We start from the raw sequence: 17,691 nt of genomic DNA on the forward strand, positions 1-17,691 counted from the left end.
GTTACTCCAACCTGGCCCATGAACAATCCCTCAGGCGGGGACGACGTCAGCGGGCTGTCACAGGATAAAAAAATGGCCTCCCGCAGGAGGCCATCGGTATGGCTTACTCTTCGTAGACGCTGACCTCGACCGCCTCCATGGAGTAGGAGGCGGTGGCCATCTCGTGGCTGGAGCTGAGGGTGTGCATCTTGCCCTTGACCCAGATGGCGTCCCAGAGATCATCCACAGGTGCTCCCTTGGGGTAGCTCACATAGATCACCTGGTTGGTGGGGGGGGGCGGCACATGGATGCAGGCGCCGAAGTAGGGCACCAGCAGGAAGGCGGTGATGGTCTTGGCATCCCCCTCCAGCGGCACCACGAAGCCCGGGATCCGCACCTCCTGATTGTCCAGCTTCTTGTTGACGCCCCCCACCGGCTGCGGCACCGACATGGGGTCTTCGTGATTGACCTGGGGCGGTGGCAGCAGCTTTTCCCCCTCCGGGATCAGCACATCCCAGTCGATGGTCTTGTAATCGGCGGCCATGGCAGGCAGCACCAGCAGGCTGGCCAGCAGCGCCACTATTTTCCACTTCATCATCTGTCCTTCTCTGTTTTGTCAGGGGCCAAGGCGTTAGACGCGGATGCTCATGCCATCGCTCAGGCTGTAGCGGTAGGCGCGGGCGGCGGGGAGCAGGCCTATCACCATGCCCGCCAGCCACACCAGCCCCAGCAGTTGCCACTCGTAGGCGCTCGGCAGCCCCAGGCTCAGTTGCAGGCCATAGTGGCTGAGCAGCCAGGGGGTGGCAAGCCCCTGGCCGAGATAGAGCAGGGCCACCCCGAGGGCGATGCCGAGGGTGGTCAGCGCCATCGCTTCCAGCGCCAGCAGCAGGAAGAGGTGGGAGGGACCCGCACCCAGGGATCTCAATATGGCGAGCTCGCGGCGCCGCTCGTTGAGCCCCGCCAGCAGGGTAGTCAGCATGCCGATAAGACCCGCCACCACCACGAAACCGGCGATCACCGACAGTGCCGTCTCCGCCACGCTCATCAGGCTCCAGAGCTCCTGCAGGGCGGCCCCGGGCAGTATGGCCATCAGCGGCTCCCTGGGGTAGGTATTGATGCTGCGCTGCAACTGGAACGCCAGAATCCGGTTACTTAAGCCCACCATAAAGGCGGTGATGGTTTTCGGGGTGAGATCCAGTGCCAGCGCCTGCTCCGGGGTCACATTCTTGCTGTGGCGGCCGCTGTCCCAGCCGAGGTGTATCGCCTCTATCCCCGCCAGCGGCACATGTATGGTGCGATCGATAGGAGTGCCGGTCGGTGCCAGTATCCCCACCACCTTGAACGGCAGGTTGTCGTGCTGGCTGAAAGAGGTGTTGCCGGCGCCGTGGGCGATGACGATGGCTTGATCCAGCTTGTAGCCGAGTTTCTGTGCCACCTGGGCGCCGAGCACCGCCTCGAACGGCGTCTCGAACGGCCGTCCTTCGCGCAGTTGCAACGACTGCTGCTGGCCGTACTTCAGATGGGTGAAGTAGTCGCCGTTGGTGCCGAGCACCCTGAACCCCTTGTGGGAGTCACCGAGGGAGAGGGGGATGGTCCAGGCGACGCCTGGCTTTGTCTTGATGGCCTGATAGGAGTCCCAGCCCACGTTGTTGGTGGGGTTGCCGATGCGAAACACCGAGTAGAGCAGCAGGTTCACCTGACCGGAGCGGGCGCCGACGATGAGATCGGTACCCGAGACTGTGTTGGAGAAGCTTTCGCGGGCCTGGGTGCGCACCCGTTCCACCCCGAGCAGCAGGGTAACGCTGATGGCTACGGCCAGCAGGGTAAGCCCGGCGGTGAGGCGTCGGGCCCAGAGACTTTGCAGGGCAAGTTTCAGCATGATGCCCTCCGGTTTTGTTGTCGTACCGCGTGGGTACGCATGGCATTCATCAGGGAGACGCAGTGTTGAACGGTGCTCAGCATGATGCCCTCCGGTTGAGCTGTTGCAGGTTTTCGACCCGGGGGAAGAGGGGCTCCAGATAGGGGTCGTGGCTCACGAAGACAAGGGTCGAGCCCTGCTTGTCGCACTCCTCGAACAGGAGCTTGATAAAGGCGGCCCTGTTGTCGGTATCCAGGGCCGAGGTGGGCTCGTCGGCGATCACCAGGGGCGGCGAGCCGATCAGTGCCCGGGCGGCGGCGACCCGCTGCTGCTGGCCGATGCTGAGGGCATGAACGGGACGATGCAGCGCCTCGTCTGGCAGTTGCAGCTCCCCTAGCAGGCGGCGCGCCTCCTGTTCCGGGCTCCCCTGCAAGCGGGCGCGCTTCTCGGGGGAGAAGGTGAGGGCGGCGGTGACGTTGTCCAGCACGGATAAAAAGGGCAGCAGGTTGAACTGCTGGAAGATGTACCCCAGATTGGCCGCCCGGAAGTGGTCACGGGCACGGCCGGAGAGCCGGGCCAATGGCTGGCCCAGCACCTCCAGGGTGCCGTGGTTGGCGGTCTGGATCCCGGCCAGCAGGCCGAGCAGGGTCGACTTGCCGGAGCCCGACGGTCCCTTGATAAACACCCGTTCACCTTCGCTGATGCGCAGGGCGGGCAGATCGAGTACAGCCTCGCCACCTGGCCAGGCAAAGGCCAGATCGCGGATCTCAACCACGGCGTTTTTCATGGCGTTACCAGCTCAGTTTGTTTGCGGACGGGGTCAGCTCGGCTGCGGTCTGGCCGGTGGGCAGTATCCCCTGCACGCTCAGCTTCTCCAGGCTCGGATAGAGGCTGAACAGGGTCGCTTCAAGGCCATTGAGCTTGGCCGGAGTGGCGCAGGTGTAGGTATACATGGCTCCGAGATCGGCGTGGCCGGTGTCAGCGTGACCCGCTTCGTCATGATGGTGTTCATGTTCGTCGCTGGCAGCCTTGTCATGGTCATGGTCATGGTCATGGCCATGGTCATGGTCATGCTCGTGATCCTCTTTGGCGGCCTGCAGCTCCTGCTGGGTCAGCTTGCAGCCGGCGGCCGGGTCCAGGCGGAACAGGGCGTCCGGCTGCTGGAGGCGGGAGACCGCCTTGGCGTATTGCGCCTTCTCTTCATCGCTCTTGGCGGCGTGCTCGAAACCCACCAGATCGGCGGCGGGTGCCTGCAGCTCGATCATCAGCTGGTTGCCATCGACCACCAGATTGAGGTGGCCGTGGCCGTGCTCGTGGGCGCCATGGCCGTGGCTGTCGTGTTCGTCGTGGTTTGCCTGGGCGCCGAATGCGGCGGCCGCCAGTAACAGGGTGACTGCTTTCATCGTTAATCCTTTGAAAAATTTATTGAAAAATGGATTTAGCCGGATAAGCGATGAAGCGGTGGTGGTGCACGAATGCGGCACTGGCCAGCAGTGGTGGGAGTGACATTCGGCAGGGTGGCGCCGATAAACAGCGCTATGGCAGAGGACGGGGTGGGGACGATGGGGGTCGGGGTCAGTGCCAGCTTGCCATCCAGATGCAGGGCGCAGAGGGTGCAGGCATGGCTATGGTCGGGCAGGTCGGCTTCAAGCGGGTGCTGTGCCAGCGCCGGTTGCATCCACAACCAGCCCAGCAGCAACACCCAGATTGTCAACGTGGAACGACCCATAGACCCTTATGGAAAGGGCGCCATCAGCGCCCTTCTCTCTGATTCAGAGATGGGACTTTATGAGTCCCATCACCTTGGTTATCTCGGTGGCATCGAGCTGGCCATCTTTGGCAAACAGCACCTTGCCCTCTTTATCCAGCACTATGATGGCCGAACTCTCCGGCGCCAGATCCCAGGCGTTGCGGGCCATGCCCTTGGCATCCAGCACCATGGCGGACCAGGGGAACTCTTTCTTGCTGTCTTCGGCGCTGCTCTTCACAAAGCCGGAGGTGCCCCAGATGGCGTCATTGCTGTTGATGATGGTGACTGTCTGGTACTTGTCATGGGGCAGCTTGGCCGCCTTGATCGCCTCTATCATGGGGGCGTTGAGCTCCTTGGCGCTGGAGCGACCCGCGATATGCTGGATCAGAAAGACCTTGCCGGTCAGTACCTTGCTTTGCCAGGGCTGATAGCTGATCTCTTTCTCCTTCAGCACCAGTTCGCCCTTGTCGCCGATGTTGACCAGCGGTACCTGGGCCGACTCCTTGATGTTGTGGGCCAGAACCAGGGTTGGCAGCAGCGCCAGGGTAAGTACGAGATGTTTCATCCGTATGACACTCCTTTGTTATGTTATAACGATTTTGGGATCGAGGGAATGGGACAACCCACATCCTAAACTGATCGGATCTGTTTAAAAAGTGTTAAATAAAAGCGAGGGTTGACCCGGTCGCAGAATCAATCTGCCCTTGAATCTGCAAATAACGGCGGCAAGGATGGCATGGAGTCGATAAAAATCAACCGCTTGCCTATGTTTTGGGAGCTGGACTCAATAGAGTGGCTCACTGATCAGGGGGATCTGGGCCATGGTCATCTGCTGGGCCAGCAGGGGGGAGCCGGTCAGCAGCACGTGGCGCTGGTTGTCTATCACCAGGGTATCCCCTTCCAGCCCGCTGTCGGCGGTGATGGCGAGCCAGGCCGGCGAGACGCTGCCGATGCTGATGCCCGGATAGATGATGCTGAGGTTGTATTGCGGCGCCAGCTCGGCCAGCAGACTGGCCATCAGCAGCGCCTTCTCGTCACTGTCGGCCTTGTTGTCCTGCAGGGCCTGCAGGGGAGGGGCAAAGTGATCCATCTGTTCGGGCGGGGTGGGGATGCCACTTAACCACTCCTGCAACAGGTTGACGCTGGTGGCCAGATCCTTGGCCGAGAACTGCCTCGCCAGGGGCTTGAGATCTCCCTTGAACTGGTAGAACAGCTGGGAGTAGTTGGGCCTCACGCAGGGGAGCTGGCGATTGGCCGGGTGTACGCAGGGCAGCACCCGCATCTCGTAGAAGGCATCTTCCTGATACTGCTCATAGGCCTGCCAGAACTGGGTGGATTCGAGGCTGTTGTCATGCAGGGTGAAGGCCTGCTCCAGATTGCGGAACTTGGTCGCCGTCTCCGGGCTGTTCTGGTTGATCTGGTTGATGCTGTTGTAGAGCCTGGGGCTGATGTAGGAGTAGAGGGTCTCCAGCGGGTAGTTGAGGGAGGCATCGAGCAGCGTCATCTCGTGGCGGCTGGCCAAGAGGACCCGCTCGTCCGTGCTCAGTTGCAGGTGCTTGCGTTGACCGTCGGCTGATTGCCACTGCCAGCTCAGGTTGACCTCGTTGGCCATAGCCGCGGAGCCGAAGAGTAGACTCCACATCAGGCCTTGTGCCAGTTTCATGGTGTGCATCCTGCTTGGGTGATACTAAACAACTAGGTGAGCCGACGGAATCTGGATTGGTCTAGTGATGACGATATTGGTAATTATCTGATCCAGCTTTAAATTTAATCAGGGAAATAAGTCATGTGGGAAATAGCCATGAAGCCTGTTTCAATGTTTTTGCTGATATTGCTCTCGTTGCCGGCACTGGCGGGCCAGGTGATCGTCAATCAGGGCATGTCCACGGCAGATACCTTCGCCCTGCGGGATCAGCTGGCGCGGGAACATGAATGGCAGGAGTGGTTGCGGTTCCAGCAGGCCGTCAAGTGGCTGGAGGTGCTGCCGGTCAACTGCGATCTGGTGGGGGGCGCCGGGCAGGAATATCGCTGTGGTGACAACTATTACCGCCCCTATCGACAGAACGGGCGCGACCTCTATATCCAGGGGGACCCCCTGGACAGTCCCCGCAGCGGCCAATAAAAAAGGCGCCATAAGGCGCCTTTTTTATGCGAGAGAGACGCTTACTTGGCAGCGTAACGCTCGGCAGAAGTCAGGATTTCGGCTTCGGCAGCTGCCTTGTCGCCCCAGCCTTCCACCTTGACCCACTTGCCCGCTTCCAGCTCTTTGTAGCGCTCGAAGAAGTGCTGGATCTGGGCTTTCAGCAGCTCGGGCAGGTCGTTCACATCCTGGATGTGATCGTACTGCTTGGTCAGCTTGGAGTGCGGCACGGCCACGATCTTGGCATCTTCGCCAGATTCGTCGGTCATCTTCAGCACGCCGACCGGACGGCAGCGAATGACGGAGCCGGCCAGCAGCGGGTAGGGAGTCGGCACCAGCACGTCGACGGGATCCCCGTCCAGGGACAGGGTGGCGTTCACGTAACCGTAGTTGCACGGGTAGAACATAGGGGTGGACATGAAGCGATCAACGAAGATGGCACCGCTGTCCTTGTCGACTTCGTATTTGATCGGGTCGGCATTCTGCGGGATTTCGATGATGACGTAGATGTCGTCAGGCAGGCTCTTGCCAGCCGGTACCAGGTTCAGGCTCATGACGTTTCCTTTGAGTGTTGGAGTCAAGTTTGCAGGCCGACATTATAGCGATGTCCCGTGAAATGACCATATTTCGCGGGCAGGGGAGCGCGCTGGCGGATGCCGCGTCGCCTGAGGTCGTCCGATTTCTGTCGCCTTGCCGGGCCTGGCTGCGCTCTGGCCATGGTCGCGGCTTGTGCCACCGGGTCAAGAGACCCTAGAATGCGCACTCCCTTTACTGGAAAAGGCAGCGGTATGCACATTCACATTCTCGGGATCTGCGGCACCTTCATGGGTGGTCTGGCGGTGTTGGCGAAACAGCTGGGCTATCGAGTCACCGGCTCGGATGCCAACGTCTATCCCCCCATGAGCACCCAGCTCGAGCAGCAAGGCATAGAGTTGACCGAGGGTTATGACCCCTCCCAGCTCGATCCGGCGCCGGATCTGGTGGTGATCGGCAACGCCATGAGCCGTGGCAACCCTTGCGTGGAGTATGTGCTGGATCGCAATCTGCCCTACATCTCCGGCCCTCAGTGGCTGCTGGAACACGTACTGCAGGATCGCTGGGTGCTGGCCGTGGCGGGCACCCATGGCAAGACCACTACCGCCAGCATGCTGGCCTGGGTGCTGGAATACGCCAAGCTCGAGCCCGGCTTCCTCATCGGTGGCGTGCCGGGCAACTTCCCGGTCTCCGCGCGACTGGGCTCAGCCCCCTTCTTCGTCATCGAGGCGGACGAGTATGACTGCGCCTTCTTCGACAAGCGCTCCAAGTTCGTCCACTACCATCCGCGCACCCTGGTGATGAACAACCTGGAGTTCGACCACGCGGACATCTTCCCGGATCTCGCCGCCATCCAGCGCCAGTTCCATCACCTGATGCGCACAGTGCCGAGCAACGGCCGGGTGCTCTTCCCCCAGGCCGACGACAACCTCACCGCGGTACGCAAGATGGGCTGCTGGAGCGAAGTGGAGCTGGTGGGCCAGGACGACGCCAAGTGGAAGGCGGTCAAGCTGGCCGATGACGGCTCCGTCTTCGAGGTGTGGCTGGATGGCGTCAAGCAGGGCGAGGTGCACTGGGAGTGCATAGGCGAGCACAACGTCAACAACGGCCTGATGGCCATCGCCGCCGCCCGCCATGCCGGTGTCATGGTGGAACACGGGATCAAAGCCCTCTGCCAGTTCAAGTCCCCCAAGCGGCGGATGGAGCTCAAGGGCGAGGTGGCGGGCATCAGCGTCTATGACGACTTCGCCCACCACCCCACCGCCATCGAGACCACTCTGGGCGGCCTGCGTGCCAAGGTGGGTAAGGCCCGCATTCTGGCGGTGCTGGAGCCCCGCTCCAACACCATGAAGCTGGGGGTGCACAAGGAGGAGCTGGCCGGCTGCTTCGACGGCGCCGACGAGGTGTTCTTCTTCCAGCCGGCGAACATCGGCTGGGACCTTGGCGAGGTGACCGCCCACATGAGCCGTCCGGCGAAGGTGTTTGACGATCTGGAGACCCTGATCAACCGGCTGGTGGCCGAGAGCCGTGCGGGGGATCATATTCTGATCATGAGCAACGGCGGCTTCGGTGGCATTCACGACAAGCTGATAGCCCGCCTCAAGCAAGGCACATCATGAACAAGCAGATCACCCTGGCGCTGACCGGCGCCTCAGGCGCCCCCTATGCCCTGCGCCTGCTCCAGTGTCTGGTGCAGGCGGACTATCGGGTTTATCTGCTCGCCTCTTCGGCCGCCCGGGTGGTGCTCAAGACCGAGCAGCAGCAGGAGTGGCCCGGCTCGCCGAAAGAGCTCTCTGCCTATCTCTGTCGCCAATATGGCGCCAGGGAGGGACAGATAGTCGCCTGCGGCAAGGAGGAGTGGTTCTCGCCGGTGGCCTCCGGTTCGGCGGCGCCCAGGCAGATGGTGGTCTGCCCCTGCTCCATGGGTACCGTCTCGGCCATTGCCAACGGCACCTCCGACAACCTGCTGGAGCGGGCGGCGGACGTGGTGATCAAGGAACGCGGCCAGCTCATTCTGGTGCCCCGCGAGAGCCCCTTCTCGGCGATCCATCTGGAAAACATGCTGAAACTGGCGCGACTCGGGGTGACCATCATGCCCGCCGCGCCGGGGTTCTATCATGAGCCGAAAAGCATCGAGGATCTGGTGGACTTCATGGTCGCCCGCATCCTCGATCATCTGGGGGTCGAGCATGCGCTGACCAGTCGCTGGGGCTATGCCAAGTCCTGAGTCAGCGAGACGAAAGAGAGACAAACAAAAGCGGCGCCGACCTGAACAGTCCGGCGCCGCTTTTTATTGGCAGGTAGGATCAGACCACCTGAAGGGGGGCCGTCACGTACTTGAACAGAAAATCGGTCACTTCTTCCCGGCTCGGGCGCTGTGGCTGATTGATCATCTGCATCATGACGTAGCCGAACCCGGTCAGGGAGCGGGCCAGATCCTGCGCCGACAGCACGCTCTTGATCTCGCCGCTGTCCATGGCCGCTTGCAGGTGGGGGGCGATGCGCTCCAGCGCCTTGTCCAGCAGACGGGTGTAACGGGGCCAGACCTCTTCCCGTACCGATGAGCTCCATTCCAGCCAGATGCTGGCGTGGTCCGGTTTGTCATAGGCGGCGTCAACGAACAGCTTCACATGGCGGTGGATGCTGTCCCTGACCGAGCCCTGGCCGTTGTAAGCCTGCTCGAGGATCTGCTGCACAAAGCCTTCAATTTCGGCCAGCACTTCATCGACCAGATCTTCACGGGTGTTGAAATAGTTGAACACTGTGGCAACCGAGACTTTGGCCTGCTCGGCAATCTCGGCATGTCCCGCACGGCCGATGCCGCGACGGGAAAATACCTCGATGGCACATTCCATCAATTGATCACGACGAGCCTCCGGCGACAGCCGGGTCCGACGTCTTATTTCTGCGCGTGGTTCCATAGTTTTTTCATCTAATAGTTATTGATTATGGTGTTTATAGTATTGTCACCGATAATGCCCGAAGGCTTGCTAACTCTATCAATTAAAATAAGCCGATAAAAGCATCACGTATGCCTGACGCCTTCCGGTTGGAGTGGTAGAATCATCGGTTTTGATGTTAATGAACGGCCAATAACCCTTTGGCCATTATTGGAGTAAGTGATGAAACACAACGTCGAGGTGATGATCTCCGAGGCTGACGTCGCCGCCCGGATCGCCAAACTGGGTGAAGAGATCACCGCCCGTTACCAGGGCTCCGATGAAGTCGTGATGATTGGCCTCTTGCGCGGCTCCTGCGTCTTCCTGGCCGATCTCTGCCGTCAGTGCCAGCTGCCCATCACCCTGGATTTTATGACTGCCTCCAGCTATGGCTCCGGCATGCACAGCACCCGTGACGTGCGCATCCTCAAAGATCTGGATGATGACATCAAAGGCAAGGACGTGGTGATCGTCGAGGACATCATCGACACCGGTTACACCCTCAACAAGGTGCGCGAGATCCTCTCCCTGCGCGAACCTAAATCCCTGGCCATCTGCACCCTGCTGGACAAGCCGTCCCGTCGTGAGGTCCAGGTGCCGGTGGACTGGATTGGCTTCGCCATCCCGGATGAGTTCGTGGTGGGCTGTGGCATCGACTACGCCCAGAAGTACCGTAATCTGCCCTTCATCGGCAAGGTAGTTCCGCAAGAGTAAGCAAGGCTCGGACGTGGCAGGGCAGCTTGGCCGCCCGCCATCGACTGTCTTCAGGCGGCGCTAAAGCCGCCTTTTCTGTCTCGAGATGGGCTCATCCATCACAGGGGTTGCAATGAACGCATTGGAAATCAGCGGTCTGAAGAAGACCTATCAGGGGGGCGTCGAAGCCCTCAAGGGCATAGATCTCACCGTCAAGCAGGGAGATTTCTTCGCCCTGCTCGGCCCGAACGGGGCAGGCAAGTCCACCACCATCGGCGTGATCAGTTCGCTGGTGAACAAGAGTGCCGGCAAGGTCAAGGTGTTCGGTTACGACATCGACACCGATCTGGAGCTGGCCAAGGCCCAGCTCGGGCTGGTGCCCCAGGAGTTCAACTTCAGCCAGTTCGAGAAGGTGAGCCAGATTGTCACCCACCAGGCCGGTTTCTACGGTGTGCCAAGGGCCGAGGCCAAGGTGCGTGCCGAGAAGTACCTGCGCCAGCTCGATCTGTGGGACAAGCGTGACATGGCGGCCCGTACCCTCTCCGGCGGCATGAAGCGCCGGCTAATGATAGCCCGCGCCCTGATGCACGAGCCCAGGCTGCTGATCCTGGATGAGCCGACCGCCGGGGTGGACATCGAGATCCGTCGTTCCATGTGGAGTTTCCTCAAGGATCTGAACGAGCAGGGTGTCACCATCATACTCACCACCCATTACCTGGAAGAGGCCGAGATGCTGTGCCGCAACATCGGCATCATCGACAAGGGGCGCCTCATCGAGAACACCAGCATGAAGAACCTGCTCGGCAAGCTGGGGCGGGAGACCTTCCTGCTGGATCTGGTGCCTGGCAGCCAGGTGCCGACCCTGCCCGAGTTCAACGGTCGCATGCAGGATGAGCACACCCTGGAGGTGGAGCTGGACAAGAGCCAGTCCCTCAACAGCCTGTTCGAGCAGCTCTCCGCCCAGGGGGTGCAGGTGCTGAGCATGCGCAACAAGGCAAACCGGCTGGAAGAGCTGTTCGTCAACCTGGTAGAGGAGGGTCGCAAAGCATGAATCCCATGACCTATTACATCGCCTTCAAGAGCATACTGGCCAAGGAAGTGAGCCGCTTTACCCGGATCTGGATCCAGACCCTGGTGCCGCCGGCCATCACCATGAGCCTCTACTTCGTCATCTTCGGCAACCTCATAGGGTCGCGCATCGGTGACATGGGGGGCTTCAGCTACATGGAGTTCATTGTGCCCGGCCTCATCATGATGTCGGTCATCACCAACTCCTACTCCAACGTTGCCTCCTCCTTCTACAGCGCCAAGTTCCAGCGCAACGTGGAGGAGCTGCTGGTGGCGCCAGTGCCCAACTACATCATCATCGCCGGCTATGTGGGCGGCGGTGTGGCACGGGGCCTCTGTGTCGGCCTCATCGTCACACTGGTCTCCCTGTTCTTCGTGCCGCTGCAGGTCCACCATCTGTTCAGTGTCTGCTTCACCGTGCTGCTGACCTCGATCCTGTTCTCCCTGGGGGGGCTCATCAACGCCGTGTTCGCGAAGTCGTTCGATGACATCAGCATCATCCCGACCTTCATCCTGACGCCGCTCACCTATCTGGGGGGAGTCTTCTACTCCATCAGCCTGCTGCCGCCGTTCTGGCAGGGGGTCTCCCAGGTGAACCCCATCATCTACATGGTGAACGCGTTCCGCTACGGCTTCCTCGGCATTTCCGACGTGCCGCTCGGCACCGCCTACCTCATCATCATCGGCTTCATAGTCGCGCTCTACGGACTTGCCTGGTGGCTCATCTCCCGCGGGACAGGGCTGCGCCACTGAGGTGCAACCGGCCAGCAAAAAGGCGCCCTCGGGCGCCTTTTTTATTTGTCTGGTGCAGAGCCTCAGAGGGCTGGCGCGTTGTAGTCCGCCGGCTCGTCGCTGTAGACGCAGACGTTCCACTTGGCCGCCAGACCCTCTTCGGCCAGACAGTAACGCTCGAAGAAGGCCTTGATCTCGGCGCGCTGGCAGTGGGCCTCGAAGCTGGCCATGTCTTGCCAGATCTCGTTGAAGACGATGGGGAAGCTCTCCCCCTCGGCGAAGGGGCTGGCAATGTGGCGGGTGACTCTGTACTGCAGGCAGCCGTCCTCCCTCAGGGTGTTGGGCTCCAGCCCCTGCAAGACCTGGAACAGAGCCTGCTCCTTGCCCGGCTTGGACTGGAACTGGGCGATGCAATAAACCTTCTTGGACATCTTTGTCTCCTTGCCGTGTCTCAACCCTGAAGGGTGACGACACTATTGTCGATAAGGCGGGCCTTGCCGGGGTAAGGGTCGGCCATCGGGACTGTCAGTCGTTGCTTGCGCTGATGAGGGTGACAACGCGGTTGTCGATGAGGCGTGCCTTGCCGAGATAGGCAGCCATCAGGATCACCAGCCGCTTGCTGGCGGCGCTGGCCGATTCGAGGGTGTCGGCATCGACGATGTCGATGGCATCCGTCCTGAATCCGGCGTTGTCGAGACGCTGGCTGGCCTGGGCTACCAGGGAGGGGAGGTGGTGGTTCCCCGCTTCAATCTGCTCGGCAATCCAGTTCATGGTGCGCGCGAGCTCGGGGGCCAGGGCCCGCTCGGCGGCAGTCAGGTAGCCGTTGCGCGAGGAGAGGGCCAGCCCGTCCTCGGCCCGCACGGTGGGTACGCCGACTATCTCGACCGGCATGGCCATGTCGGCCACCATCTTGCGAATGAGCGCCAGCTGCTGGTAATCCTTCTGGCCGAAGCAGGCCACGTCGGGCTGCACCAGGTTGAACAGCTTGGTGACGACGGTGCTGACACCGCGGAAGTGGCCAGGGCGCAGCGCCCCTTCCAGCAGGCTGGAGAGGCCCGGTACCTCGACGAAGGTCTGGCTGGACAGCCCGTGGGGATACATCAGCTCCGGGGTCGGGGTGAACACCAGATCCACGCCGGCGGCCTGCAGGGCGGCACAGTCCTGCTCCAGGGTACGGGGATAGTTGGCGAGATCCTCGGCCTTGTCGAACTGCAAGGGGTTGACGAAGATGCTGACGACCACCTTCTCGCCGTGGCTGCGGGCCTCATCGACCAGCGTGAGATGGCCCTGGTGCAGATTACCCATGGTGGGCACGAATGCGATGGCGCGGCCTTCGCGGCGCCATTGGCCGATCTGTTCACGCAGAGCGGCAGGATTGTTCACAACCAACATCAACAGTTCACCTTCGGATAGGTCAAAGAAACAGGGATTGAAAGGGCCAGAGAGGGATGCGAAACGGGGGCTCAGCCCCCGTTGCCGTTCATGAGGCCAGGATCAGTTGAAGCAGTGCTCGGGGCCGGGGAAGGTGCCCTCGCTGACCTGCTGTACATAGAGGCGGATGGCGGCGCGCATGTCACCCGTCTCGGCCAGGAAGTTCTTGGTGAACTTGGGCACATAGCCGGAGGTGATGCCAAAGGCGTCGTGCATCACCAGGATCTGGCCATCGGTGGCCGGGCCGGCGCCTATGCCGATGACAGGGATGCGCAGCGCCTTGCTGATGCGCTCGGCCAGGGCGACCGGCACGCATTCGAGCACCAGCAGCTGGATGCCCGCGGCCTGCAGTTCGAGGGCCTGACGGTAGATCTCCTGGGCGTGGAACTCGTCGCGCCCCTGCACCTTGAAGCCGCCAAACACGTGGACGGATTGCGGGGTCAGCCCCAGATGACCGCAGACAGGCACGCCGTTGCGGGTCAGGTGGCGAATGCTCTCGCAGAGCCAGTCGCCCCCTTCCATCTTCACCATGCGGGCGCCGGCGGCCATCAGCCGGGCGGCGTTCTGGTAGGTCTGCTCGGGAGTGGCATAGCTCATGAACGGCATGTCGGTGACCACCAGCGCCTTGCTGGCGCCACGCACCACGCAGCGGGTGTGATAGACCATCTCATCCATGCTGACGGCCAGGGTGTCGTCCCCTCCCTGCAGCACCATGCCCAGGGAATCACCGATGAGCAGCACCTGGGCGCCTTCGTCGTCGAACAGCTTGGCGAAGGTGGCATCATAGGCGGTGATGGCGGTGATTTTTTGTCCGTCCTGCTTCATCTTCTGCAGGTCGGTGATGGTGATCTTGCTCATTACGTTGCTCCTACTCGTCTACTCGCCCGTGGCGGCGGCAAGGATCTCGAGACCATTGCGCGGACAGCGGGCAACCAGTTCGGTGAGCGGGGTGCCGCAGGGCAGCACCAGGGCGGGGGCGATTTCGGCAAGGGGCAGCAGGACGAACTCCCGCTCCTTCATGCCGTAGTGGGGAACGATCAGGCGTTCATGCTGGATGACTTGCTCGCCGTACAGCAGCAGATCCAGATCCAGGGTTCTTGGACCCCAACGCTCGTCCTTGCGCACACGTCCCTGTTCCCGCTCGATTTTCTGCAGTTTATCCAGCAAAGCCAGGGGGCCGAGCCGGGTATGAAGCCGCACCACGGCATTGACGTAGTCCGGCTGATCCGCAGGGCCCATGGGGCGGCTGCCGTAAAGCTGCGAGGCCTGTTGCAATTCGGATTCCGGCAGCCTGCCCAGGGCGGCGACAGCCTGCCTGGCCTGGGCGACGGGATTGCCCAGGTTGGATCCGATGGCAACGAAGACCTCGATCATCGGGTGGCCTTTATTCTGCCGCTTTCGGCTTGCGACGACGGGGACGGCGGCGGTTGCGGCTGTTGCTGCCACGTTTCTCACCGTCTCCGCGCGGCTCGGCCGCCGGGGCTCGTTCATCGCTCGCCGGGCGGCGGGTCGCTTCCCGTTGCAGTTGCGGACGCACATCCGGGTTGGAGGCCACATAGCGCTCCCACCAGCTGGCCAGCTCGCCGAGGCCCCGCTCTACCCTGTTGCGCAGCAGCAGGAAGTCAAAGGCTGCGCGGAACTTCGGATGCTCCATGGCGCGCTCGGGGTGACGACCCTGGCGACGGGTCAGGCGCTGTTGCAGGGCCCAGATGTCGCGCACGTCCGTGGTGAAGCGACGCGGCACGGCAATGATCCGCACCTGGGCATCCAGCACCTCGTTGATGGCCAGCATGAAGGCGTCGTGCCAGGGCAGACCGCTCTCGTTTTCCAGCACCCGGGCACGGGCCTCGACGGCACCCCACAGCAGGGTGGCATAGAGGAAGGCCGGGGTGACGCGCTTCTCTTCACGGACCCGGGTATCGGTATCCATCAGCGCCAGCTCGATGAACTGCTCGTAAGGCGAGTTGCCGTTGGGGGTGAACAGGGCGGCGACCTGGGGGAACAGGGGCTGGAACAGCCCGTATTCGCGCAGCAGCTTGTAGGTGGCGAGACCGTCACCGGCCAGGAACAGCTTGAGGGTCTCCTCGAACAGACGGGCGGCCGGAATGTCCTGCAGCAGCGGCGCCAGTTCCCGGATGGGGGCGGCGGTGCGCGGGCTGATGGTCATCTCCAGCTTGGCGGCGAAGCGCACGGCGCGCAGCATGCGCACCGGATCTTCCCGGTAGCGGGTCTCGGGGTCACCGATCAGCTCCAGCTTGCGCTCGGCGAGATCCTCGATGCCACCCTCGAAGTCGTGCAGGGTGAAATCCTTGGCGCTGTAGTAGAGGGCGTTGACGGTAAAGTCACGGCGCTCGGCATCCTCTTCGATGGTGCCGTAGACGTTGTCGCGCAGCAGCATGCCTTCATCAGACTGGGCCGACACATGTTTGCTGGTATTGACCTGATGGTGGTGACCACGGAAGGTAGCCACTTCGATCACGTCACGACCAAAGACGATGTGGGCCAGGCGGAAACGACGGCCGATCAGGCGGCAGTTGCTGAACAAGGCCTTGATCTGCTCCGGCGTCGCATCGGTGGCGATGTCGAAATCCTTTGGCGTTCTCCCGAGCAGAATATCCCGGACGCCACCACCCACCAGGTAGGCTTCGTAGCCCCCCTTGTTCAGGCGGTAGAGCACCTTGAGCGCATTCTCGCTGATCTCTTTGCGCGAGATGGGGTGCTGGTCACGGCTCAAGGTTCGGCGTTGACCGGCGACACGGGCTGGAATGGGAGACTCCATCGACTGCTCGCCGTCTTCCTTGCCGAGCACCTTGCGGCAAAAGTTTGCGATCTGGGAAAAAATGGTACACCTCTTCATGACTTCAAATTGACGGGAGGCCAAAAAATAGCGGCCTATCATAGCTCAGGCCCGACCAAATGAGAAACGCTGCGGTCTGCTTCCCCGATTCGGGCCAGGTCGTACAAGGAACGACGCTTTCAGTTCCCCTGGTTCTGGCCTGCTCAAATGAGAAACGCTGCGGCCTGCTTTTGCTCCGGGAGCCTGCTTACCTGGCCCCCAGTACTATCTTCTGCTGGCGGGGAACCCGGGCCAGCTGCCAATGGGCAATGCCCCAGGCGATGATCTCGTCGACGCTGTTCTCTCTCAGGCAAGGGGGCGGGCACTGGCCGAGGAAGGCGAGGGCCTGCCACAGGGCGGGCCTGACGTCATCATGTGCCAGTGCCGGCGCATGGTTCTGCTTCGACAGCTTGTTGCCATCCGCCAGCACCGCCAGCGGCAGGTGCACCCAGGCGGGCACCTCTGCCCCCAGGGTCTGGTAGAGGGCAATCTGGCGCACCGTGGGCTCCAGCAGATCGGCGCCGCGCACTATCTCTGTGATGCCGCTGTCCATGTCATCCACCACCACCGCCAGGTTGTAGGCGTAGAGCCCGTCCCGGCGGCGCACGATGAAGTCCTCCTCGGCGAGCGCCGCAGGCACCGCGATATGACCCTGCAACTCATCCTCGAAGTGGTAGACGGGATGATGCTGGCGCAGGCGGGCGGCGCAGCCCTCTGCGGTCAGCCCCAGGGTGCGGCAATGGCCGTTGTAGAAGCCGCCCGCCGCCATGATCTCGCGCCTGGTGCAGCGGCACCAGTAGAGATCCCCGGCCCGGTAGAGCCCCTCGATGATCTCGTCATAACGGCCGTGGCGCGCGCTCTGGAACATCACCTCCCCATCCCAGCCGAGGCCATGGGCCTCCAGGGTCTGGAGGATGAGCCCGCTGGCCCCGGCCATCTCCCGCGGCGGATCTATGTCCTCGATGCGCACCAGCCAGCGCCCCTGCTGCGATCTCGCCTGCAAGAAGCTGCCAAGGGCGGCGACTAGGGAGCCGAAGTGGAGCGGACCGGACGGGGAGGGGGCGAAGCGGCCCACATGGGGTCGGAGAGGGGAGGAGGGAGTCATGGCCATGGGAATTCGGGTAGACGATGCATTGAGGCTGCATTCTGGGATGGTCGTGGGAAAAGCTCAATAAAAAAGGGAGCCTGCGAGCTCCCTTTTTTTGTCCATGTCGATGGGCGGCATCAGCCAGCCATCTGTTTTTCCTTGATTTCAGCCAGCGTCTTGCAGTCGACACAGAGGTCGGCAGTCGGACGGGCTTCCAGACGACGAATACCGATTTCGATACCGCAATGTTCGCAGTAACCAAAGTCGTCTTCTTCGAGCAGCAGCAAGGTCTTTTCGATCTTCTTGATCAGCTTGCGTTCACGGTCGCGGGTGCGCAGTTCGAGTGCGAACTCTTCTTCCTGCGCGGCGCGATCGACCGGATCCGGGAAGTTTGCAGCCTCATCCTTCATGTGGTCGACGGTGCGGTCAACTTCCTGCATCAGTTGGTTGCGCCAGGCTCCCAGGATCTTGCGAAAATGTACCTTTTGTTGGTCATTCATGTACTCCTCACCGGCTTTTACCTGGTAAGGCTCTACACCCGCAATGGCCAGGGGGCCCAGAGATTTCCTGTTTTCGCCTGTTGGCATGCCCTGTCTCCTAATTCAGCACGCTACCCGTGCCATCCATAAATTGAGGGCGGTATC

At 61.7% G+C, this 17,691-nt stretch carries 21 protein-coding genes and 1 pseudogene; 6 read left to right on the forward strand and 16 right to left on the reverse strand.

Going from position 1 to position 17,691, the window contains the following annotated elements; genetic code table 11:
- Positions 1 to 103 precede the first annotated feature (103 nt).
- The 7 genes from WIR04_RS03640 to WIR04_RS03670 all read right to left on the reverse strand — a co-directional run bounded on the left by WIR04_RS03640 (position 104) and on the right by WIR04_RS03670 (position 5,250).
- A complete protein-coding gene (locus tag WIR04_RS03640; RefSeq protein ID WP_168235786.1) occupies positions 104 to 577 on the reverse strand; it encodes a DUF3299 domain-containing protein in 474 nt (157 codons plus the stop codon).
- A gap of 33 nt (positions 578 to 610) precedes the next feature.
- Positions 611 to 1,858 carry an ABC transporter permease gene (locus WIR04_RS03645; protein ID WP_338890560.1) on the reverse strand — a complete coding sequence of 416 codons (1,248 nt, stop codon included), beginning with the start codon at positions 1,856 to 1,858 and terminating at the stop codon, positions 611 to 613.
- Between the two features lie 76 nt (positions 1,859 to 1,934).
- Entirely contained in the window at positions 1,935 to 2,624 is a 690-nt protein-coding gene (locus WIR04_RS03650) for an ABC transporter ATP-binding protein (protein WP_338890562.1), read from the reverse strand.
- A 4-nt stretch (positions 2,625 to 2,628) separates the two neighbouring features.
- A complete protein-coding gene (locus WIR04_RS03655) occupies positions 2,629 to 3,240 on the reverse strand; it encodes a DUF2796 domain-containing protein (protein ID WP_338890564.1) in 612 nt (203 codons plus the stop codon).
- A gap of 35 nt (positions 3,241 to 3,275) precedes the next feature.
- Positions 3,276 to 3,566 carry a hypothetical protein gene (locus WIR04_RS03660; protein ID WP_025328207.1) on the reverse strand — a complete coding sequence of 97 codons (291 nt, stop codon included), beginning with the start codon at positions 3,564 to 3,566 and terminating at the stop codon, positions 3,276 to 3,278.
- Between the two features lie 43 nt (positions 3,567 to 3,609).
- Positions 3,610 to 4,152, reverse strand: coding sequence for a YtfJ family protein (locus tag WIR04_RS03665; RefSeq protein WP_338890567.1), 543 nt, complete (start codon positions 4,150 to 4,152; stop codon positions 3,610 to 3,612).
- Positions 4,153 to 4,371: 219 nt separating this feature from the next.
- Entirely contained in the window at positions 4,372 to 5,250 is an 879-nt protein-coding gene (locus WIR04_RS03670) for a hypothetical protein (protein ID WP_307766187.1), read from the reverse strand.
- Between the two features lie 123 nt (positions 5,251 to 5,373).
- Between WIR04_RS03670 and WIR04_RS03675 the strand changes: the two are divergent.
- Positions 5,374 to 5,723 (forward strand): annotated as a pseudogene (locus WIR04_RS03675) (hypothetical protein).
- Between the two features lie 27 nt (positions 5,724 to 5,750).
- Here the strand turns inward: WIR04_RS03675 and ppa are convergent.
- Positions 5,751 to 6,281 (reverse strand): inorganic diphosphatase, encoded by a 531-nt coding sequence (gene ppa / locus WIR04_RS03680; RefSeq protein ID WP_005329022.1) that lies wholly within the window; start codon positions 6,279 to 6,281, stop codon positions 5,751 to 5,753.
- 234 nt (positions 6,282 to 6,515) lie between these two features.
- Between ppa and mpl the strand changes: the two genes are divergently transcribed.
- On the forward strand, positions 6,516 to 7,880 hold the full coding sequence (mpl, locus tag WIR04_RS03685; RefSeq protein ID WP_338890570.1) for a UDP-N-acetylmuramate:L-alanyl-gamma-D-glutamyl-meso-diaminopimelate ligase: 1,365 nt from the start codon (positions 6,516 to 6,518) through the stop codon (positions 7,878 to 7,880).
- A complete protein-coding gene (locus WIR04_RS03690) occupies positions 7,877 to 8,488 on the forward strand; it encodes a flavin prenyltransferase UbiX (protein WP_338890572.1) in 612 nt (203 codons plus the stop codon). The genes mpl and WIR04_RS03690 overlap by 4 nt, the downstream gene beginning before the upstream one ends.
- 79 nt (positions 8,489 to 8,567) lie before the next feature.
- Here WIR04_RS03690 and WIR04_RS03695 read toward each other — a convergent pair whose 3' ends face one another.
- Positions 8,568 to 9,182 (reverse strand): TetR/AcrR family transcriptional regulator, encoded by a 615-nt coding sequence (locus WIR04_RS03695; protein ID WP_338890574.1) that lies wholly within the window; start codon positions 9,180 to 9,182, stop codon positions 8,568 to 8,570.
- Between the two features lie 201 nt (positions 9,183 to 9,383).
- Between WIR04_RS03695 and hpt the strand changes: the two genes are divergently transcribed.
- The 3 genes from hpt to WIR04_RS03710 all read left to right on the forward strand — a co-directional run bounded on the left by hpt (position 9,384) and on the right by WIR04_RS03710 (position 11,714).
- Complete coding sequence (hpt, locus tag WIR04_RS03700) at positions 9,384 to 9,914, forward strand: hypoxanthine phosphoribosyltransferase (protein WP_025328200.1); 531 nt, start codon at positions 9,384 to 9,386, stop codon at positions 9,912 to 9,914.
- Positions 9,915 to 10,026: 112 nt separating this feature from the next.
- Entirely contained in the window at positions 10,027 to 10,944 is a 918-nt protein-coding gene (locus WIR04_RS03705) for an ABC transporter ATP-binding protein (protein ID WP_025328199.1), read from the forward strand.
- Complete coding sequence (locus tag WIR04_RS03710; protein WP_025328198.1) at positions 10,941 to 11,714, forward strand: ABC transporter permease; 774 nt, start codon at positions 10,941 to 10,943, stop codon at positions 11,712 to 11,714. Before WIR04_RS03705 ends, WIR04_RS03710 begins: the two co-directional genes overlap by 4 nt.
- A 62-nt stretch (positions 11,715 to 11,776) precedes the next feature.
- Here WIR04_RS03710 and WIR04_RS03715 read toward each other — a convergent pair whose 3' ends face one another.
- From WIR04_RS03715 to dksA, 7 genes are all read right to left on the reverse strand, one after another.
- On the reverse strand, positions 11,777 to 12,124 hold the full coding sequence (locus WIR04_RS03715) for a putative quinol monooxygenase (RefSeq protein WP_338890578.1): 348 nt from the start codon (positions 12,122 to 12,124) through the stop codon (positions 11,777 to 11,779).
- Positions 12,125 to 12,218: 94 nt separating this feature from the next.
- Positions 12,219 to 13,085, reverse strand: a complete 867-nt coding sequence (panC, locus tag WIR04_RS03720; RefSeq protein WP_338890579.1) for a pantoate--beta-alanine ligase — start codon at positions 13,083 to 13,085, stop codon at positions 12,219 to 12,221.
- Positions 13,086 to 13,187: 102 nt separating this feature from the next.
- Positions 13,188 to 13,982, reverse strand: coding sequence for a 3-methyl-2-oxobutanoate hydroxymethyltransferase (panB, locus tag WIR04_RS03725; protein WP_042648904.1), 795 nt, complete (start codon positions 13,980 to 13,982; stop codon positions 13,188 to 13,190).
- Between the two features lie 18 nt (positions 13,983 to 14,000).
- Positions 14,001 to 14,498 carry a 2-amino-4-hydroxy-6-hydroxymethyldihydropteridine diphosphokinase gene (folK, locus tag WIR04_RS03730; RefSeq protein WP_338890580.1) on the reverse strand — a complete coding sequence of 166 codons (498 nt, stop codon included), beginning with the start codon at positions 14,496 to 14,498 and terminating at the stop codon, positions 14,001 to 14,003.
- 10 nt (positions 14,499 to 14,508) lie between these two features.
- Positions 14,509 to 15,981 (reverse strand): polynucleotide adenylyltransferase PcnB, encoded by a 1,473-nt coding sequence (gene pcnB, locus WIR04_RS03735; protein ID WP_338890582.1) that lies wholly within the window; start codon positions 15,979 to 15,981, stop codon positions 14,509 to 14,511.
- 187 nt (positions 15,982 to 16,168) lie between these two features.
- The gene (gene gluQRS, locus WIR04_RS03740) at positions 16,169 to 17,071 is read right to left on the reverse strand and encodes a tRNA glutamyl-Q(34) synthetase GluQRS (protein WP_338890584.1); all 903 of its coding nucleotides are present in this window, start codon (positions 17,069 to 17,071) and stop codon (positions 16,169 to 16,171) included.
- A 113-nt stretch (positions 17,072 to 17,184) separates the two neighbouring features.
- Positions 17,185 to 17,634 carry an RNA polymerase-binding protein DksA gene (dksA, locus tag WIR04_RS03745; protein WP_005329052.1) on the reverse strand — a complete coding sequence of 150 codons (450 nt, stop codon included), beginning with the start codon at positions 17,632 to 17,634 and terminating at the stop codon, positions 17,185 to 17,187.
- Positions 17,635 to 17,691: the final 57 nt, after the last annotated feature.

The sequence above is a fragment of the Aeromonas rivipollensis genome, from assembly GCF_037811135.1.
Taxonomy (GTDB): domain Bacteria; phylum Pseudomonadota; class Gammaproteobacteria; order Enterobacterales; family Aeromonadaceae; genus Aeromonas; species Aeromonas rivipollensis.

Excerpts from the sequence above, each read along its gene's own strand:
- WIR04_RS03640 (WP_168235786.1), bottom strand. The coding sequence starts at position 577 with ATGATGAAGTGGAAAATAGTGGCGCTGCTGGCCAGCCTGCTGGTGCTG.
- WIR04_RS03645 (WP_338890560.1), bottom strand. The coding sequence starts at position 1,858 with ATGCTGAAACTTGCCCTGCAAAGTCTCTGGGCCCGACGCCTCACCGCC.
- WIR04_RS03650 (WP_338890562.1), bottom strand. The coding sequence starts at position 2,624 with ATGAAAAACGCCGTGGTTGAGATCCGCGATCTGGCCTTTGCCTGGCCA.
- WIR04_RS03655 (WP_338890564.1), bottom strand. The coding sequence starts at position 3,240 with ATGAAAGCAGTCACCCTGTTACTGGCGGCCGCCGCATTCGGCGCCCAG.
- WIR04_RS03660 (WP_025328207.1), bottom strand. The coding sequence starts at position 3,566 with ATGGGTCGTTCCACGTTGACAATCTGGGTGTTGCTGCTGGGCTGGTTG.
- WIR04_RS03665 (WP_338890567.1), bottom strand. The coding sequence starts at position 4,152 with ATGAAACATCTCGTACTTACCCTGGCGCTGCTGCCAACCCTGGTTCTG.
- WIR04_RS03670 (WP_307766187.1), bottom strand. The coding sequence starts at position 5,250 with ATGAAACTGGCACAAGGCCTGATGTGGAGTCTACTCTTCGGCTCCGCG.
- ppa (WP_005329022.1), bottom strand. The coding sequence starts at position 6,281 with ATGAGCCTGAACCTGGTACCGGCTGGCAAGAGCCTGCCTGACGACATC.
- mpl (WP_338890570.1), top strand. The coding sequence starts at position 6,516 with ATGCACATTCACATTCTCGGGATCTGCGGCACCTTCATGGGTGGTCTG.
- WIR04_RS03690 (WP_338890572.1), top strand. The coding sequence starts at position 7,877 with ATGAACAAGCAGATCACCCTGGCGCTGACCGGCGCCTCAGGCGCCCCC.
- WIR04_RS03695 (WP_338890574.1), bottom strand. The coding sequence starts at position 9,182 with ATGGAACCACGCGCAGAAATAAGACGTCGGACCCGGCTGTCGCCGGAG.
- hpt (WP_025328200.1), top strand. The coding sequence starts at position 9,384 with ATGAAACACAACGTCGAGGTGATGATCTCCGAGGCTGACGTCGCCGCC.
- WIR04_RS03705 (WP_025328199.1), top strand. The coding sequence starts at position 10,027 with ATGAACGCATTGGAAATCAGCGGTCTGAAGAAGACCTATCAGGGGGGC.
- WIR04_RS03710 (WP_025328198.1), top strand. The coding sequence starts at position 10,941 with ATGAATCCCATGACCTATTACATCGCCTTCAAGAGCATACTGGCCAAG.
- WIR04_RS03715 (WP_338890578.1), bottom strand. The coding sequence starts at position 12,124 with ATGTCCAAGAAGGTTTATTGCATCGCCCAGTTCCAGTCCAAGCCGGGC.
- panC (WP_338890579.1), bottom strand. The coding sequence starts at position 13,085 with ATGTTGGTTGTGAACAATCCTGCCGCTCTGCGTGAACAGATCGGCCAA.
- panB (WP_042648904.1), bottom strand. The coding sequence starts at position 13,982 with ATGAGCAAGATCACCATCACCGACCTGCAGAAGATGAAGCAGGACGGA.
- folK (WP_338890580.1), bottom strand. The coding sequence starts at position 14,498 with ATGATCGAGGTCTTCGTTGCCATCGGATCCAACCTGGGCAATCCCGTC.
- pcnB (WP_338890582.1), bottom strand. The coding sequence starts at position 15,981 with ATGAAGAGGTGTACCATTTTTTCCCAGATCGCAAACTTTTGCCGCAAG.
- gluQRS (WP_338890584.1), bottom strand. The coding sequence starts at position 17,071 with ATGGCCATGACTCCCTCCTCCCCTCTCCGACCCCATGTGGGCCGCTTC.
- dksA (WP_005329052.1), bottom strand. The coding sequence starts at position 17,634 with ATGCCAACAGGCGAAAACAGGAAATCTCTGGGCCCCCTGGCCATTGCG.